Source organism: Alteromonas sp. Cnat2-8 (assembly GCF_022348355.1).
In the GTDB taxonomy this organism is placed as follows: domain Bacteria; phylum Pseudomonadota; class Gammaproteobacteria; order Enterobacterales; family Alteromonadaceae; genus Alteromonas; species Alteromonas macleodii.
The window spans coordinates 418,131-435,555 of record NZ_JAKREX010000001.1 but is presented as its reverse complement, the minus strand read 5'-3'; the positions used below and the strand labels follow the sequence as shown (position 1 = coordinate 435,555).

Sequence of the window (17,425 nt, the reverse complement as noted above, 5' to 3'; positions counted from 1 at the left end):
ATTCACGTTAACCCTTACTGCTTTTCGAAATATAGCGCAGTTACAACGCAGCTCTTCGAATTAGAGTCGCCAGTCATATAACAGATTGATACACTGAGGTCGTATCAATCATCCTTTAGGAAGTTATATGAAAAAATACGGATTACTGGCTACATTCGTATGCGCGCCTGTTTTGTTCGCATGCAGCGACAACAGCAATGTAGACGCAGCCAAGACAGACAAAGATCAAGCCGTCAGCGTAGGCTCGACTTCTGACACTGAAGCACAAAATGTTGCAGTAGCAAACCAAGCTGACGCGGCTATTGCCTCTGGGGTAGATTATCACTCCTTCGCGAACCCTAATGAGATTCGGGTTACCCATCTCAGCCTAAACCTAACTGCAAACTTTGAGACCAAGCAGCTTGTTGGCGACGTAACGCTTGATGTAAAGCGTGAAAAGCCCGACAACAACACATTGGTGTTAGATACGCGAGCATTGGACATTCAAAGTGTTACCGTAGACGGTGAAAGTGTTCCTTTTGAAATGGGAGAGGTTGACCCTGATTTAGGTACACCTCTTACTATTACGTTACCTAGTTCCGCAAACGCAGTAACGGTTGCGTATTCAACCTCACCTGAAGCGTCTGGCGTACAATGGTTAACGCCAGCGCAAACTGCAGGTAAAAAGCACCCGTTCCTGTTTACCCAAGCGCAAGCGGTTCACGCGCGAAGCTTCATTCCGCTTCAAGACTCACCGCAAGTACGCGTAACCTATGACGCGACCATTAAGACACCTGAAGCGCTGTTGGCGGTGATGAGTGCGTCAAACGATCCTACCACCGAGCGCGATGGTGAATATGAGTTTACCATGCCACAGCCTATCCCTTCGTATCTTATTGCGTTGGCTATAGGTGATTTAGAATTTAAAGCCATGGGTGAGCGTACCGGTGTGTATGCTGAGCCTGCGCTACTTGAAAGTGCAGCGAAAGAATTTGAAGACACTGAGGCGATGTTAGAAGTAACAGAAGAAACCTATGGACCTTACCAGTGGGACCGTTACGATCTATTAATTCTACCGCCGTCATTCCCGTTTGGTGGTATGGAAAACCCTCGTTTGTCGTTTATCACGCCAACGGTTATCGCGGGTGATAAAAGCTTGGTTTCATTGATTGCTCATGAACTGGCGCACAGCTGGTCTGGTAACACGGTAACAAACGCTACATGGCGTGATCTGTGGTTAAACGAGGGCTTCACAACCTACTTAACTTACCGAATTATGGAAATGATCTACGGTCACGATCGTTTTAAAAAAGAAGCGGTGCTCGGTTATCAAGACCTGGAGAATGATGTTGCTGCATTAGAGGAAAATGATGAGATCCTGGCTATTGACCTTCGTGGTCGCAATCCGGACGATGTTTTCTCAAATATTCCCTATGAAAAAGGCGCACTGTTTTTACGTGAAATTGAACAAAAAATTGGCCGAGAAAACTTTGATGCTTTCTTAATGCAGTACTTTAAAGACTTTGCTTTTAAGAGCATTACTACCGACACGTTTATTGCTTATTTAGATGATACCTTGTTAAAGCAGTATCCAGATAAGCTAGACGCGGAGCGCATCCAAACGTGGATTTTTGAACCAGGCATTCCCGAGGGAGCGCCACAGCCAGAATCTGATGCGTTCACTAAAATCGATGACACACGAAGCGCTTGGCTTTCTGGCGACGTGAAAGCGGCGGATATTGAAACCGCGCAGTGGACTGTACACGAGTGGCTATATTTTCTAAACAACATGCCCGAATCGCTAAGCAGCGCACAGCTGGCTGAGCTAGATTCAGCGTTTTCACTCACCTCGACTAAAAACAACGAAATTGCTCATAGCTGGTTGATGATCGCAGTAGAGAATAACTATCAGCCTGCCTATGATCGTTTGTATAGCTACTTGGTGTCGATAGGGCGCAATAAGCTTGTTAAGCCCCTTTATCGCGAGCTATCAAAAACACCTGAAGGCAAGGCGTTTGCTAAACGCGCATTTGAAGAAGCGAAACCGGGCTATCACCCACTTACAGTGAAAGCTAATGAAGGCTATGTGAACTAAGACTTTATTAGACTCATGCGAACCGGTCTCGATAAGAAGACCTTCGTTTTTGTGATAGCGACAGTAAAGGTCTACGTTTGTAGATTACCGTTACTTGGCTAAAAAATAAAAGCAGCTCAATTGAGCTGCTTTTTTTGTGTCTGTCACTGGTATAGAAAACGCGATAGGAAAAATAATAAAAATTTGAACAATTGTTCAAATAAAAGATCTGAAAGTTGGGTACAACGTATAGAATTTTACTTTGATGTGTATCTGTACAAAGCAGCTTATCGCGATCTTGCTTGTACTTTGAAGGATTAAACCGACTTTAAGGAGTTTTTATGTATACGCAAAAAATGCATCCAGCAACGACATTTCCCGATGTCTCAGCAACCCTATCCACAGGGGAAACGGTGTCGCTTACCAATAAAGAAGAGGGATGTGATTGGAAAATGGTGGTTGTTTATCGCGGTGAACACTGCCCAATATGTACTAAATTCCTGAACAAATTAGAAGATTATAAAGGTCGTCTACGTGAGCTCAATATTGATTTGGTGGCTGTAAGTGGTGACAGCAAAGCACAGCTCGATGAGCATCTAGACGACCTGTCGATTACGTTCCCTATTGCTTACGGTCTCTCGCAAGAAGATATGGAAAAACTTGGGCTATACATCTCCAAGCCGCGCTCAGATAAAGAAACCGACCACAATTTTGCTGAACCTGCGCTATTTATAGTGAATGAAAAAAACGACATTCATATTGCTGAAATAGCAAACGCGCCGTTTGTGCGCCCTGACTTAGAGCAACTCGTATCAGGCTTGGAGTTTATACGTAACCCAGATAACAACTACCCCATTCGAGGCACCTTCAAAGGATAAGGTTAACAGGCCCTAGTTATGTGTGATTAAAAGGTAAGGCTCTGGTGGTTTTCAGAGCCTTTTTTATTTACATATAGAAACCGTCAAAAGCTAGTCTTAATTTTATCGCTTGCTTGTTGTTTTCTATTGCTTACTCGTTTTCAACTGACACTGAAAAAGCAATGGGGGCCATCTGCTTTTTAAAGTCTTCCAGTGCATCTAAAGGTAGCTCAACATTTATTACCACACTGCTTCCATAGTTACAGTTCGCAATTTTACCTTGAGCTTGCTCTACCAAGTGACGTACAAACTGCTCGTGTTTGAAATCGATGTCTACGCTAAGCGGTTCCAGCTTTATCTCTTGTCTTATCTCAAGAGCATCTATGGCTTGCTGTGCTGCAGCCGAGTAAGCCCTTACCAATCCCCCCGCACCTAATTTAATTCCGCCAAAATAACGCGTGACAATAATCATGATGTCGCCGATATCTTTGTGCTGGAGTACATTTAATATGGGTTTACCGGCAGTGCCGCTAGGCTCGCCGTCATCAGCCATCGCCGCGCTACTTGGCGAGTTAGGGTTGCCAAAAACATAAGCCCAGCAATGGTGTCTGGCGTCGGGATACCGTTGTTTCACACTATCTAAAAGCGCCATTGCACTTTCACGAGAATTTGCAAAGCCGGCACAAGCAATGAATTTGCTTTTCTTAATTTCGTACAGGGTTTCAACCTGTTTAGCTGGAACGGGATAAGTCATCAGCGCATTGTAAGCTAAGACAATTTTTTATTTAAGCCAAATAAGGTAAGCAGTGTGTTTTATCGCTTAATAAAACGAAATTTTAGACGACGATAGGCTCAGATAGAACGCAGTGGTCAAAAATACTACTATTTGGCGAATTATCTTGAAAGGTCGTATTTCGTTTAACGTTCTAGCGGGGGCTTATTTCTTAATTTTAAGTTAAGTTTCTGAATTTAAATAGTTTTATAAAGTTGGCGCAGTGATTGTAATAGTGAATATGAGTGTGGCCAAGGCGTAACGCCACAACAACGTAACTTCGTCCCAATAAGGAAATCATGCTATGAAATCACGTATTACTGCTATCGCTATTGTTGCTCTTACTACTGTGTTCACCGGAAGTGCTTTAGCTTCTGTAGAATTTAAGCCTACCGACGATTCGGTCACCTCTAACCTTTGCGTTGCTGCCGCTACCGGGAACAAGTGGAAGCTACATGAACAAATTAAAGAATCTGCGCTAGATAAAAAGTACGTAGCACAGGACATGACGTGTAACGGACTATCTGTCGCTGCGTTTGTTGATCAATATGGCAAGAACGGGGAAAGCATCAAGAAGTACCTGAATATTCAACAGCAGCAGATTGCTAGCGTGGTGCACGCAAAATAACCCCCCCCCACAATTAAACGGTGCTAGGCTTGTACGTATGCGTACGCGAAAAATCGGCTGTGTGAAAAAGCGGGTTTAAAAAAAGGGCTGTTGATGATACAACAGCCCTTTTTACTAATTTAACATGACTGCTAGCGTAGAATACCTGATACAGTTTCAGATACATTCAATGCGCCTTTTTGAATTTCATCAATAATGCTTTGCACTTGCGCAATCTGTTGACTATTTTGGTCAACACTGTCTTTAACGCCTGCCATTTTCTTCGTGGATTTGTCAGCAAGCTTTCTGTTCTCTGCCACTACACTTTCAATTTCCACAGTTGAATCGCTGGTACGTTGCGCTAGCTGCCTCACTTCATCTGCTACTACAGCAAATCCTCTACCTTGATCGCCTGCACGTGCAGCTTCAATAGCGGCATTTAGTGCTAAAAGGTTGGTTTGCTCAGCAATGCCACTAATCGTTGTCACAATGGTTTCAATTTTTAGCGATTGCTCACTCAGTTCGTGCATAAGTTGATTGGTTTGCTCAACTTCTAACATGGCTGTATTGAAAATCTCAACGCTTCGTTGAAGTGACGAGGCTCCTTCATGGGCAATTTGAGACGTCTCTTCTGCCGTTGATACTGAGAGTTCCGCCGCCTGTGCGATTGCATTCTTTTCGTTAATTGCATCGGTAATGTTAGATGCAAATTTAATAACTTTTACTACTCGGCCCGAAGCGTCAAACACGGGGTTGTACGTTGCTTCCAACCACAATGCGTTACCGTGCGCATCTACGCGCTCAAACTGGCCTGAAGAGAAATTACCGCGGGCAAGGTTATCCCAAAAATTAGGATTTTCTTGATAAAACTTATCGCGACAGAACATGCGATGGTGTTTACCTTGAATGTCGGCCAAACTGTATTTCACTGTTGCAGTAAAATTCTCATTTGCCGTGATAATTGTTCCATCAGGATGAAACTCAATCACCGCCATCGACTTGTTTAGTGCGTCAGTCACTGCTTTACCAGCAAAATAGGCGTTTTCATGTTCAGTGATATCGTGGTAAATGGCATGAATTTCTGTAACGCCATGCTTATTCACCGCTACGTAGCTTGCCTTAAGCCACTTCGTTTCACCTAACGCCGATTTTCTTGCAACCGTGTCGCTAAAGCTGCCGCCATTGACCAAGTGTTGCCAAAACGATTTGTACTGTGACTCAGGTTCAACACCTTCAACGCGCATTGCCGCATGGGAAAACGACGTTGCGGTTGAATTTGGGTAATCCAAAATGGAAAGTAATACGGGAGAGGCAAATGTGCACTGTCCATCAGTACTATAGATGGCATAGGCCATTGTGTTTTTGAACGCATCCAGCGTACCAAGCAAGCCTTGGCTCTCGTCCCTAAGAGCCGAAATGTCATTATTGTATCGAGAACTTGATACGAACATAACGTCTCCGAAAATTACAAGTATAATTAAGAATTAGTGTAGTCTATGTTAACTATATTTAACATTTATGTCGTTTAGACATTAGGCGAAGCCTATGTCTGAGGCATTATCAATTAGGCTTAATTTATTTATAAGTGGTTGTTTTCATTGTTACAGTACGGTAACTATTTCCATCTAACAAGAAACACTCGAACTAATAAGACCACTCGATGCCATTAGAACGCTTTATCCCATTTCGCAAACATGATGTTAGTAGATTGTGTGAAAACGTAATTGTGCAAGAGAGGACTCTTTTTCGTACGTTCTCAACATTGCTCGTTAATCGCATACACTATCAATATCATGAGCAACTTGAGGGTCTGAAAGATAGCTATAACGACTTTGATCCAAACAAAGACACCCGCGATCTTACACCTTTAAGTGAAGCTACGAGAAAGCAAAGCCAAAAGGCGTTTTCGAGTGCGTTTGCCAATCTATTAAACGCAGCCAATTTTGAAAAAGTCACAAACGAAGATTTAGAAGCAGCATTAAACGAAGAGTCGCTGTTTAAAGTGCGCCTTGCGGTTAGCTTCGAAGACTTTGAAGATGTGGTGTTTTATCGACGGGGCGAGTCGGTAAAAACTGAAACGCTGCGTACTTTTTTCGGGTTGCGAAAAAAGCAGGTGTCATTTACCAACTACGACAAAGTGGCTGTTTATATCACTTTTAAAGATGAAGCCTACTTCAAAGAGAAAGGGCAAACGCCAGTTACCTTTAAACCTGGTTCCACCATAGTAAAGCTTTTCCAAAACGTACCTAAAGCAGACTTGGAGATGCTGTTTCCCAATAGCGAAGTCAAAATGCGTCCGCTAGATAAGTTGATCATTAGTGCATCGGCGGCAATAGGTGGCACCGTGGTGCTAGTGACTAAGTTAGGCGCGTCGTTACTTCTCATGGCATCTTTTCTGGCCTTTTGGCTTGGCTTTAAAGACGATGAAGTGGAATTGACTAAGCAAAGCCTAATAACTTTTGGTATTGGCATGGGTGTATTCGGCAGCTTTATCTTTAAGGAATGGACAAAGTTTAAAAACAGAAAAATCAGGTTTATGAAAGCCTTGTCTGACAATCTCTATTTTAAAAATTTAGACAATAATGCAGGCGTGTTTCATACGTTAATTGATGCAGCAGAGGAAGAGGACTGCAAAGAAGCTTTGTTGGCTTATACATTTTTGCTGAAATGTAGTGAAGTGTCTGTAGAAGGTGGTGCTGCATTCTGCGCGGTGCGTGCAGAGCGCGAGATTGCCGCTGGTGGAATGACATTAGCAACGCTTGATAGTGTAATAGAAAGTTACTTTTCAGAAGAGCTTGATTGTGCGCTCGATTTCGACGTTACTGACGCTATTAATAAGCTGGTGGACATGGAACTAGTCGAACAATACGGCGATATTTTTGTGGCGCGGGCGCTTAACGATGCTGTGAAGATACTTGATGACTACTGGGATAATATTTATCAGCCTGTTTGATTGACCCTTTAACATCGATAATAGTACGCCAAGAAATAATAAAGCCTAAGCGAAGCTTTCAAGCCTTATTGCTACTCATTACGCACGTGAATAGCGGAAGGTAAGCGCTGACAGTTTGAGTATTTATCCACTAAAATAACCTTCGTGTTGTGCTTGTTTAACTGTGTCTAAAAAGGCTTTTATTCTTAGCGATTGATGGGGGCGCTGTGGGTGCACAACAAACAGCTGACTGCTGCTTTTTATTGGAAGCACACTCGGTGTCGCCCCCGGCTTAATTTCTTCAAAAAGTGCGACCAGTTCACCCGCCTTACTATGCTTTTTCGCCACATAGCTTGGCAGTCTTGCAATGCCGCGGCCTTCCAGCACATGCTGAATGAGCGCCAGATTATCATTAAGTTTTAACCAGCCTTTAACCGCTGTGCGCTTACCGTTTATGAGCCAGTTATCTTGGTCGGGGCCGCAAAAGCACTGGTGCGCATCTAAATCGCTCAACACTTTGGGTGTGCCGGCTTGCTTAAGGTATTGCGGTGCTGCAACTATGGTGTGGCTATAAGTAAATAATGGCTTGGCCACCATATCTTGCGGCGGGTTGTTAGTAGAGCGAAACGCCAAGTCGAAATGACCTCGGTTTAAGTCGTGCCTTTGATAGCTGGTATCTAAATGGAACGAAACATCAGGATGCTGCTGCGAGAAGGAAAAACACAGTTCGCTTAACAAGTAGTGCGCAAACATATTCGGCGCCGTAATGGCGATAATTCCTTCTAGCTGCGTTTGCTCACGTACTAAATTTTGCTCTAGCTCTACCACGCTGCGATTAATCTTCTGTGTATCGGCGTACACTTGTTTACCTTCGTTGGTAAGACTTACTTGGCGTGTTGAGCGCTGCAGCAACTTTACGCCTAACGCAAGTTCAAGCTCCCTTATTTGCTCCGACAGGTAGCCCCTCGATATCTGCATTTTCTCTGCCGCAGCACCAAAGCTTAAGGTTTCTGCTACCGCACTAAACAGCATCAATCGCTCGACTTTTTTATGTGGTTTCATTGGCTTGTTACTTTTTACACGAGATTAAATCGGAGATAAATATTCACAACATGCTCGAAAAACTGCGTCTTGAGCAACGTCACATCAAAAAATGTAGAGTTAGTGATTATATATGGAATACAGCTATTCGCTATAAAGAATAATGATTTCGCTATTGTGCGCTGAAAGGTGGTAACTGCAAGCGTAAACTTGAGCTATCCGAAAGGCCTTTATTAATTCTTTTTTGCGAGCGATGTATATGAAAAACCTTCCTCTAAATCAGTACATTTCACACGCCAGTCAGCTGGTTTATGGCTGTATGGCTATTGGTGGAGAGTGGGACTTTAACCCATTAACCAAAGATCAAACCCAGCATGCGTTTGCGGCGGTCGATGCTGCGCTAGAAGCCGGTATTACCGTGTTCGATCATGCTGATATATACCGAATGGGTAAAGCAGAACAAGCATTTGGTGAAGTGTTAAAAGCACGCCCTAACTTACGGGAAGAGATAGTGCTTCAGTCTAAATGTGGGATTCGTTTTGAAGATGAACACGGGCCCAAACGTTACGATTTTTCGAAAGACTGGATTGTCACTTCTGTTGAAAACACGCTTTCGCGATTAAATACGGAATATCTCGACCTGCTTTTGCTGCACCGCCCAGACCCATTGATGGAAGAAGAGGAGGTTGCCGCTGCATTTGATGCCTTGTTTGATAGCGGTAAGGTTAAGCACTTTGGCGTGTCGAATATGAGCGGCGTACAAATGCAGCATCTTAATCACTATATTAATCAGCCGCTTATTGCGAATCAGGTTGAGATGAGTCTTACTAACTTAGGCTTTGTGGATGAAGGTATTTATGTCGGTAACCCAGATGGGCAGCATGTGAACTTTACAGCGGGCACACTTCAATACGCAAAGCAAAACAACATTCAAATGCAGTCGTGGGGGCCAGCAAGCCAGGGTAAATATACCGGAGCACCCGCTGCGCTAACTGCGCAAGAAGAAGCGACTAAAAAACTCATTGCGACCTTAGCGCAAAAATATGGTGTAGCGACCGACGCAATCGTGTTGGCTTGGTTAATGCGCCACCCCAGCAACATTCAGCCAATTGTTGGTTCAGCAAACCCCAAGCGTATTAAAGCAAGTGCAGAAGCCGTTACCGTGACGCTTACTCGGGAAGACTGGTACGCATTGTACGTAAGTGCAAAAGGGGTGGAGTTACCATGATGGGTTCTATTTCTTTAACGCAAGCTCAATCAATGATTACAGATAGCATTCATTGGGCGCAAGAAAACAATCAACACATTGCCGTTGCTGTTGTAGACAGCGTGGGTGAACTTATCGCGTTCTCTCGTATGGATGAAACTAGCCCGCAAACCTGTCTACTAGCGCAGAACAAGGCTTATACGGCAGCCAGAGACAGGCAAAAAACCAGTCAGCTTGCTGCGTGGGCAAAAGAAACGAGCAAAACCATTAACTTTTGGACCGACCCTCGCATCACAGGTATGGCGGGTGGTGTACCTGTAAAAGATAAGGCAGGCAAAGTAGTGGGTGCAATAGGAATTAGCGGTATGGCCGAGTTTGATGACGAAGCGCTAGCTCAAAACATTATTGCTCAGTTTTAACCTACTAAGGAACAGGTTAATGATTAAAAAAACATCTAAAATGATAATGGCCTTTACCGCAATATTGCTTGCGTTAACTGCTTGCAGCCCATCTCTTAACAATAGAGACCCTAACAGCGGTGTGACGAACAGTGGCGAGAGCAACAATGCGGCACAGCCACAAAGTAGTTACTTAAAGCGCGACGTGCGCGAAGACGTCTTCTACTTCGTTATGCCAGACAGATTTAACAATGGCGATGTAAGTAACGACAGCGGGGCACCAAAAGGATCGATCTCTCACGGAGGCCTCGACACAACGTCTAAATGGGCGTTTCATGGTGGCGACATGGCGGGCATCGAACAAAAGCTGGATTACCTGAAATCTATGGGGATCACCGCTATCTGGATGACACCTATTTTGCGTAATAAAGCTGTGCAGAAAGGCGGATTTGCCCACCATGGATATTGGATAGTCGACTTCACCGAAATTGACCCTCACTTTGGCAGTAACGCCGATTTAAAGCGCTTGATTGACACTGCGCATAAAAAAGATATTAAAGTATTTTTCGATATCATTACTAACCATACGGCAGACGTGATTAAGTATGAAGAGTGCCACAACGCCGACGGTTCGTTTAAAAGTGGACTAGACCGGTGCGCTTATCGCAGTTTGCAGGAAGTGAAAGAGCAAGGGACTTACCGTGCTTTTGTTCCAAAAAAAGAGCAGGGTGAGAAATTTCCAGAATGGCTAAACGACCCACGCTATTACCACAATCAAGGTGATTCAACTTTTGAAGGTGAAAATAGTTTGTATGGCGATTTTAATGGTTTAGATGATATCGATACCGAAGACCCTGAAGTGGTAAAAGGGATGATTGATATTTACACCAAGCTTATCAGTGAATTTAAACCTGACGGCTTTAGAATTGATACGGTAAGGCACGTTCAGTTGCCATTTTGGCAAGCATTCTCACCGGCAATTATGGCGCACGCTAAAGCTGAGGGAATTGAGAACTTTCATGTATTTGGTGAAGTGTATGACCCAAACCCTGAAGCGCTAAGTTCATTCACAACCGAGGGTAAACTTCCTGCCGTGCTTGATTTTGGATTTCAAAGTGCGGTGGGAGGCGTGTTCTTTGAAGACAAGCCAGTGTCGACCATTGAAACTCTGATAGCGCAAGATCACCTTTACAATGACGAAGACAGCAACGTTGATCAACTGCTTACTTTTCTAGGCAATCACGATATGGGTCGCCCGGGCTTCTTCTTAAATAAGCATTTACCCAATGCGTCTAACGAAGAAAAGCTGCAGCGCAGTATGCTGGCACATGCCATGATGTTTTTCTCTCGCGGCGTACCCGTCGTTTACTATGGCGATGAGCAAGGCTTTACCGGTGATGGTAACGATGTGGATGCCAGAGAAGATATGATGCCATCTAAGGTAGCTAGCTATAACGACAATACGTTGTTAGGTACTGAGCAAACCACCAAAAATGACAACTTCAACCCTCAGCACCCGCTGTACAAATCTATTGCAGAGTACGCTGCCATTCGCAAGCAGCAGCCGTTACTTCAATATGGAGTGCAAGAAAATAAGTTCTTTGATGATAAAAAGCAGGTGTTTGCCTTCGCCCGCGTAGCGAATGACACAATGCCAAACGGGGGCGTGGCGCAACAAAATGACGAAGCACTTTTAGTTGTGTTTAACGTGTCAGCCGAGCAGCAAACGGTAACGGTTTCTCAGCAGTATGAAAGCTACTTAGTTGTTTCAGGAGCCGCTAAAATTTCCGCTTCTGACAACGGTGAAACACAGATTACTCTGCCAGCTTTTAGCTTTGGGTTGTTTTCATCAAAATAATATCCTGAGCACCAGACGTTTATTAAAGCGTGTGGTGCCTCTTTTTTTACCTGCTCCCTGTGAACATGCATCACAGACAAACCATTGTCATAAAACCACAAAATCTCTATAGTTGCTGTACGGTGCGTTGATCAACATCGACACTCCATAGCAGCAGCGCCATTGCGCCGAATGCGTTTCTCTATCTCCAATGCAACAAGCCTGGTTCACTTCTACATGAAAATATTGCATACATCTGACTGGCACTTAGGTCAGAGTTTTTTTACGAAAAGTCGCAAAAACGAACACGCCGCTTTCCTTAAATGGCTTCTTCAACAAGTAGAAGTGCATCAAATAGATGCGATTATTGTCGCGGGTGATGTGTTTGATACGGGCACGCCGCCTAGCTACGCCAGAGAGCTCTACCATGCGTTTATCGGTGAACTTCAGGGGATGCAGTGTACATTGGTGGTGCTGGGGGGAAATCACGATTCAGTATCGGTATTGAACGAAAGTAAGGCGCTACTTAAATACTTAAATAGCCACGTAATTGCCAGTACATACGGCGAATTGAGTGAACAAGTCATTACGCTTAACGATCGCAAGGGGCAGCCCAGTGCCGTACTGTGTGCCGTACCCTTTATTCGCCCACGTGATGTGCTGGTCAGTGAGGCAGGGCAAAGCGGCACCGACAAGCGTCAAGCGCTGGGCGATGCGATAAAGCAGCATTATGGGGCGCTTTATAATGAAGCCTTGTCACTGCGCGCTTCAATTGAAGAAAAACAAGGAGAGGAGGGCAGTAAAAATAGCGCTGCCATTCCTATTATTGCTACAGGGCACTTAACCGCTTTAGGCGTGAGTCAGTCAGAAAGTGTACGCGATATCTACATTGGCACCCTTGAAGGCTTTGACGCCAAAGGGTTTCCGCCCGCCGATTACATTGCACTTGGGCATATTCACAGGCCACAGAAAGTGGCTAAAACCGAACACATTCGCTATTCAGGCTCACCCATACCGCTAAGTTTTGATGAACTAAACACACAAAAGCAAGTGGTGTTGGTTACGTTTGAAATAGAAAGCACAACGCCTACTATCTCAACGCTTCCGGTACCGCGCTTTCAAGCCATGGAAGTCATAAAAGGCGACTTAAAAGCGATTGAGGCGGCCATTAATAAGAGCGATGCCATCACGTTAGCTTCTCAAACAGATGATGCCGTTAGCGAAGTGGATAAACCCCTTAGCGATGTTAATAAACCCCTTAGCGCAACGGATAACGCCATTAGCTCTAAAGACCCAGTGTGGTTATGCATTGAAGTTGAAACAGAAGACTATCTGACTGATCTACAGCAGCGTATTCAGGGCTTGTTAGAAGGGAAAAACGCTGAGATTTTACAGTTGAAACGCAAGCGTAAGCGCACAATAAATAGCTTAACGGAAAAGCAAAACGTCCAGCTTAGCGAACTATCGGTAAACGATGTATTTGAAGCGCGTTTGGCATTGGAGAGCATAGAAGATAATCCAACAAGTGAGTCGGCACAGAGCGGGTCGGTACCAACTGAGTCGGCACAAGCAACCCTGCTAGATGACGACCCAAGCACCCGAGCAATGGAACAAGCCGGTTCAGAGAAAAGCGCTTCACGCTTAAACCGGATAAGGCAGCTGTTCAATGAAGCAGTAGAGCAAGTGCACACCAATGATGAAGATGCTGAAGTACCAGTAGAGACCTCATTGACAAACACAACAGAAAATAAAGGCGAGTAATACAATGAGAATACTGACCTTACGCCTTAAAAATCTAAACGCCTTAAAAGGGGAGTGGAAAATAGATTTCACCCAGTCGCCGTTTATCGACAATGGCCTATTTGCCATAACTGGCCCAACAGGGGCAGGTAAAACCACGCTACTTGATGCCATTTGTTTAGCGCTTTATCACCAAACCCCTCGCTTGGGGCCAATTTCAACGTCTAACAACGAAATCATGACCCGCGGCACGGCGGAGTGTTTGGCGGAGGTTGAGTTTGATATTAAAGGCAAAGCATATCGTGCGTTTTGGAGTATGCGTCGGGCCAGAGGGAAAGTTGAAGGTAATCTGCAAAGTGCCGAAGTTGAGCTAGCCGAAGTTGAAAGCGGTAAGGTATTGGCTACCCAAGTGCGGCCTAAAAGTGAAGAGATTGAAAAGCTGACTGGCCTTAATTTTGCCCGCTTCACCAAGTCTATGATGTTGTCGCAAGGGGATTTTGCTGCGTTTTTAAATGCTAACGAGGCTGACCGAGCCGAGCTGCTTGAAGAGTTAACTGGCACTGAAATTTACGGGCAGATATCACAGGCAGTACATCAGCAATTTAGTGACGCTAAACAAAAGAAAAAAGAGTTTGCGATAAAGCTGGAAGGCGTAACCTTGCTTAGCGACGAGCAAATCGCCCAGCTTGAAGAAGAGCAAGCACAAACCAAGAGCCAAGTCGCAACGTCTAACCAAACACTTGTTCAGTTACAACAGCAACAGCAGTGGCAACAAGCGTTTAACGCCAATGAGCTAACCATAAAAGAAGCCAGTGAAGCGCAGCAGACCGCGAATAACGCCATCAATGAGGCGAAACAACAACTTGATCTTCTCGCCCAAAGTGAGCCAGCTGAAAAGCTTCGCCTGCCATTTTTGCAAAGAAACGGGCTTCAGCAAGACGTAACCCGTTATAAAGAAAGGCTTGAAGAGAAAGCAGCCCAGTTGCCCGACTTAAAAACGCAAAAGGCACAGCTCAGTTTGGAAGTGACCAACGCTGAACAAGCGTTAGTTCTTACAAAACAACAAAGCAGTGAGCTTGAAAAGCGCATAAACGAGCAGGTAGTTCCGCTAGATAACCAAATAGCGCAACTCACTACTGAACAGCAAAAAGCAAACGAAAACGCGGCACGTTTAAGGCAGTCAATAAACGCGTTAACGCTAAAGCGCACAGAAATCGAAAACGCTTCGGCAGATAACAAAACAAAGCTTGGTGAACTGGAAACTTACTTACGTGAACATCACTCACTTAGCGGCATAGCGGAATTTATAAGTGGCTGGAGCGAAACGGCGCGCCATATTGAACATGATAAAAAGCAGTTAGAGACACTGACACAAAGCGTAAAGAATGATCGTCAGGCGCTTTCATCCCTAGATGACGCTATTGCAAAAACAAATGAGTCGTTAAGCGCGTTAACGCAGACCTTCGATGACAAAAACGCGCAAGTAGCCAATTGCGAAAAGGCACTTCAGACCGCGCTATCTGACAAACCAAGTGATACTAATAGTGTTAATGCAACCAGCAAAGCAAACCTTCAGCAAGAGCGTGATACCAAGCTTCATCATTGGGATAACGTGTTGCAGATAGGGCATATTCAACAGCAATATTTGGCACTAGAGCAAGACAGAGTATCGCTGAGTGCGCAGAGGGAAGACTTAGCGAAGCAACTAGCACAGCAGCAATCTGACCGCCAAGCCTTGGTTGATGCTTACAAGCAAACTCGTAGTAATTTAAAAGACATAGAGGCGCTTATCGCCCTGGATGCTGAAGTGGCGCACCTTCGCGCACAGTTAAAAAGTGGCGAGCCATGCCCTGTTTGTGGGGCTAACGAACACACCACGTCTAGCGTGGCGATTGATGTACCTGAAACCATTCAAAAGCGAGATAGCTTAAAGCTGCAGTTAGATGATATTGAGCAGCAAGGGGCGCGAGCAAAAGAAAGCGTTACACAAACTGAATTCACGCTTGCTCAGGTTAATAAGCAGCTAGAACAGGCAAGCGGGCAACGAGATACGCTGCTAGAAAAGTGGCAGCAGATTTCAAGCGTACTTAGTGCTGATATACCGAGCTTTGAAAAGATCGACATTAATACTTCGCAAAGCGTCGCTCAATTTACCCAGCAGTTTAAAACTCGTCTCGATGATATTAGTGCTCAATTAACCCGTTTAGAAGAGTGCGAGCAAGCTCTAAATGCTGCATTGCAGGCTAAAAATGAAGCGCAACAGTTGCTACAAGCCAAACAGTCAGAACTTGCAGTTTCTCTGCAGCAGCGCGAAACCTTGGAAAAGCAATTTACAGAACGTAGTGCAGAGTTAGAGAATAAAACAAAAGGGGTTAACGATGGTATTTTAGCGCTTAGCGAAACTATGACGGCGCACGGTGCTGATATTCACAACTTGGCTATTGATGGAATTGCCACGTGGTTAAATGAAAAAGCCGAAGCGCTTAAAACCTATAAACACAATCATCAGCTACACGCTAAACTTAAAGATGAGTTGCAAGAGGTAGGCAGGACTCTGCTTGTGAACAATCGGGATATTGAAAGTGCCGAGAATCAGCTAAAGGATGTATCTGAAGAGCTTGTGCAGCTAGATACTAGCCTAAAGGCGCTGCGAGACTCGCGCTCAACCGTATTTCCTGAAGGCAATATTGCTGAAACAAGGAATAAGGCAAACGCCGCCCAAGAAATGGCTGAGCGAAATGTAAATGAATGCAAATCTCGCCTACAACAAACGGACACTATATTGTCTCGTTTAGAAGCCGAAATTGCCCAGCTTAATGAGCAAATGCGCGAAAAAGAGCAAGCACTTACAGAGGCAACAGAGCACTTTAGCCGTCAGTTGGCGAGCAGCCCATTTGACGATGAGCAAGCGTTTAGTAATGCGCTTTTAGACGAAGATACCCGCAACACCTTGCTTGAACTGCAAAAGCGATTAGCTCAGCAAAAACAACAAGCGGACTTAAAGCTAGAAAACGCGCTAGCTACCCAACAATCGCTAAAAGCCCATGCTAACGCAGCACAGTGGCAGAGCGAGTTAGAAGAGCACGGTGCACAGTGGCTCGATTCGAAAATTACTCAGCAAGCTCAGCAGCGTGACACCCTGTTATCGTCTTTAGGGCAAATTGAACAGCAGCTAAGCGCTAACAATCAAGCCCGCGAAAGGCAGCAGCAGCTTGTGGATGAGATGGCCGCGTTTGAGGCCTATTACGATGATATTACTTACCTGCACTCGTTAATTGGTTCGGCCAGCGGCGACAAATTCAGACGTTTTGCCCATGGACTTACCTTGGACAACTTAGTGCAGCTTGCAAATCAGCAGCTTGATAAATTACACGGTCGCTATCAGCTAATGCGAAAAGAAAACGAAGGATTAGGTTTAAGTGTACTAGACACCTGGCAAGGTGATGTAGTGCGAGACACCAAAACCCTGTCTGGCGGAGAAAGTTTCTTAGTGAGCCTTGCACTGGCATTGGCTTTATCTGACTTGGTCAGTCACAAGACCAGTATTGATTCGCTGTTTTTGGATGAAGGCTTTGGCACCCTAGATGCAGAAACTTTGGATGTGGCGCTTGATGCCCTAGATAACTTAAATGCCAGCGGAAAAATGATTGGTGTGATAAGCCATATTGAAGCCATGAAAGAGCGTATTCCTACTCAGCTTAAAGTGATTAAACGCAACGGTGTGGGGTTAAGTGCACTAGAAAAACTTTATGCGGTGGGGTGAAAGGAGCAGTTCTTAATTAAAAGGGGATAGGCACTCCGAATCGTGTGTGAAGACTATAAATGTTAGAATCTCGTAGCAGTTAGTTACAAAAAAACACGAATCCTGTCCGAGTTGCGGGACAATATGTATCACAGAGAGCTCTAGACTATTGACATCACAATATGTGTAACCTGTGGAAAAACAATTGACATTATTGCCTGTATTACGGAGTAGGCTGT

12 protein-coding genes are annotated in these 17,425 nt (G+C 44.7%); 9 read left to right on the top strand and 3 right to left on the bottom strand.

Annotated features, from left to right (window positions below):
- Nucleotides 1-127: 127 nt before the first annotated feature.
- Nucleotides 128-2,074: a M1 family metallopeptidase gene (locus MHN00_RS01835; protein WP_239300055.1), complete on the top strand. Its 1,947-nt coding sequence runs from the start codon at nucleotides 128-130 to the stop codon at nucleotides 2,072-2,074.
- A gap of 320 nt (nucleotides 2,075-2,394) precedes the next feature.
- Entirely contained in the window at nucleotides 2,395-2,931 is a 537-nt protein-coding gene (locus MHN00_RS01830; protein WP_239300053.1) for a redoxin domain-containing protein, read from the top strand.
- A 130-nt stretch (nucleotides 2,932-3,061) separates the two neighbouring features.
- Here MHN00_RS01830 and MHN00_RS01825 read toward each other — a convergent pair whose 3' ends face one another.
- Nucleotides 3,062-3,664, bottom strand: coding sequence for a YigZ family protein (locus tag MHN00_RS01825; RefSeq protein ID WP_239300051.1), 603 nt, complete (start codon nucleotides 3,662-3,664; stop codon nucleotides 3,062-3,064).
- 322 nt (nucleotides 3,665-3,986) lie between these two features.
- On the opposite strand from MHN00_RS01825, the gene MHN00_RS01820 reads away from it, so the two are divergent.
- The gene (locus MHN00_RS01820; protein WP_014975772.1) at nucleotides 3,987-4,310 is read left to right on the top strand and encodes a DUF3718 domain-containing protein; all 324 of its coding nucleotides are present in this window, start codon (nucleotides 3,987-3,989) and stop codon (nucleotides 4,308-4,310) included.
- A 131-nt stretch (nucleotides 4,311-4,441) separates the two neighbouring features.
- Here MHN00_RS01820 and MHN00_RS01815 read toward each other — a convergent pair whose 3' ends face one another.
- Nucleotides 4,442-5,740 (bottom strand): PAS domain-containing methyl-accepting chemotaxis protein, encoded by a 1,299-nt coding sequence (locus MHN00_RS01815; RefSeq protein ID WP_239300049.1) that lies wholly within the window; start codon nucleotides 5,738-5,740, stop codon nucleotides 4,442-4,444.
- Nucleotides 5,741-5,949: 209 nt separating this feature from the next.
- On the opposite strand from MHN00_RS01815, the gene MHN00_RS01810 reads away from it, so the two are divergent.
- Entirely contained in the window at nucleotides 5,950-7,242 is a 1,293-nt protein-coding gene (locus MHN00_RS01810) for a TMEM143 family protein (protein ID WP_239300047.1), read from the top strand.
- 123 nt (nucleotides 7,243-7,365) lie between these two features.
- Here the strand turns inward: MHN00_RS01810 and MHN00_RS01805 are convergent, their stop codons facing one another.
- Nucleotides 7,366-8,283, bottom strand: a complete 918-nt coding sequence (locus tag MHN00_RS01805) for a LysR family transcriptional regulator (RefSeq protein ID WP_239300045.1) — start codon at nucleotides 8,281-8,283, stop codon at nucleotides 7,366-7,368.
- A 238-nt stretch (nucleotides 8,284-8,521) separates the two neighbouring features.
- Between MHN00_RS01805 and MHN00_RS01800 the strand changes: the two genes are divergently transcribed.
- From MHN00_RS01800 to MHN00_RS01780, 5 genes are all read left to right on the top strand, one after another.
- On the top strand, nucleotides 8,522-9,490 hold the full coding sequence (locus MHN00_RS01800) for an aldo/keto reductase (protein WP_239300043.1): 969 nt from the start codon (nucleotides 8,522-8,524) through the stop codon (nucleotides 9,488-9,490).
- Nucleotides 9,487-9,888 carry a heme-binding protein gene (locus tag MHN00_RS01795; RefSeq protein ID WP_230962216.1) on the top strand — a complete coding sequence of 134 codons (402 nt, stop codon included), beginning with the start codon at nucleotides 9,487-9,489 and terminating at the stop codon, nucleotides 9,886-9,888. Before MHN00_RS01800 ends, MHN00_RS01795 begins: the two co-directional genes overlap by 4 nt.
- Nucleotides 9,889-9,907: 19 nt before the next feature.
- Nucleotides 9,908-11,725, top strand: a complete 1,818-nt coding sequence (locus MHN00_RS01790; RefSeq protein ID WP_239300041.1) for an alpha-amylase family glycosyl hydrolase — start codon at nucleotides 9,908-9,910, stop codon at nucleotides 11,723-11,725.
- A 216-nt stretch (nucleotides 11,726-11,941) separates the two neighbouring features.
- Entirely contained in the window at nucleotides 11,942-13,465 is a 1,524-nt protein-coding gene (sbcD, locus tag MHN00_RS01785) for an exonuclease subunit SbcD (protein WP_239300039.1), read from the top strand.
- A 4-nt stretch (nucleotides 13,466-13,469) separates the two neighbouring features.
- A complete protein-coding gene (locus MHN00_RS01780; protein ID WP_239300037.1) occupies nucleotides 13,470-17,207 on the top strand; it encodes an AAA family ATPase in 3,738 nt (1,245 codons plus the stop codon).
- Nucleotides 17,208-17,425: the final 218 nt, after the last annotated feature.

What these genes read in the sequence shown, in the direction of transcription:
- MHN00_RS01780 (WP_239300037.1), top strand. Translation starts at nt 13,470, where the DNA reads ATGAGAATACTGACCTTACGCCTTAAAAATCTAAACGCCTTAAAAGGG.
- sbcD (WP_239300039.1), top strand. Translation starts at nt 11,942, where the DNA reads ATGAAAATATTGCATACATCTGACTGGCACTTAGGTCAGAGTTTTTTT.
- MHN00_RS01815 (WP_239300049.1), bottom strand. Translation starts at nt 5,740, where the DNA reads ATGTTCGTATCAAGTTCTCGATACAATAATGACATTTCGGCTCTTAGG.
- MHN00_RS01820 (WP_014975772.1), top strand. Translation starts at nt 3,987, where the DNA reads ATGAAATCACGTATTACTGCTATCGCTATTGTTGCTCTTACTACTGTG.
- MHN00_RS01835 (WP_239300055.1), top strand. Translation starts at nt 128, where the DNA reads ATGAAAAAATACGGATTACTGGCTACATTCGTATGCGCGCCTGTTTTG.
- MHN00_RS01810 (WP_239300047.1), top strand. Translation starts at nt 5,950, where the DNA reads ATGCCATTAGAACGCTTTATCCCATTTCGCAAACATGATGTTAGTAGA.
- MHN00_RS01825 (WP_239300051.1), bottom strand. Translation starts at nt 3,664, where the DNA reads ATGACTTATCCCGTTCCAGCTAAACAGGTTGAAACCCTGTACGAAATT.
- MHN00_RS01800 (WP_239300043.1), top strand. Translation starts at nt 8,522, where the DNA reads ATGAAAAACCTTCCTCTAAATCAGTACATTTCACACGCCAGTCAGCTG.
- MHN00_RS01795 (WP_230962216.1), top strand. Translation starts at nt 9,487, where the DNA reads ATGATGGGTTCTATTTCTTTAACGCAAGCTCAATCAATGATTACAGAT.
- MHN00_RS01805 (WP_239300045.1), bottom strand. Translation starts at nt 8,283, where the DNA reads ATGAAACCACATAAAAAAGTCGAGCGATTGATGCTGTTTAGTGCGGTA.
- MHN00_RS01830 (WP_239300053.1), top strand. Translation starts at nt 2,395, where the DNA reads ATGTATACGCAAAAAATGCATCCAGCAACGACATTTCCCGATGTCTCA.
- MHN00_RS01790 (WP_239300041.1), top strand. Translation starts at nt 9,908, where the DNA reads ATGATTAAAAAAACATCTAAAATGATAATGGCCTTTACCGCAATATTG.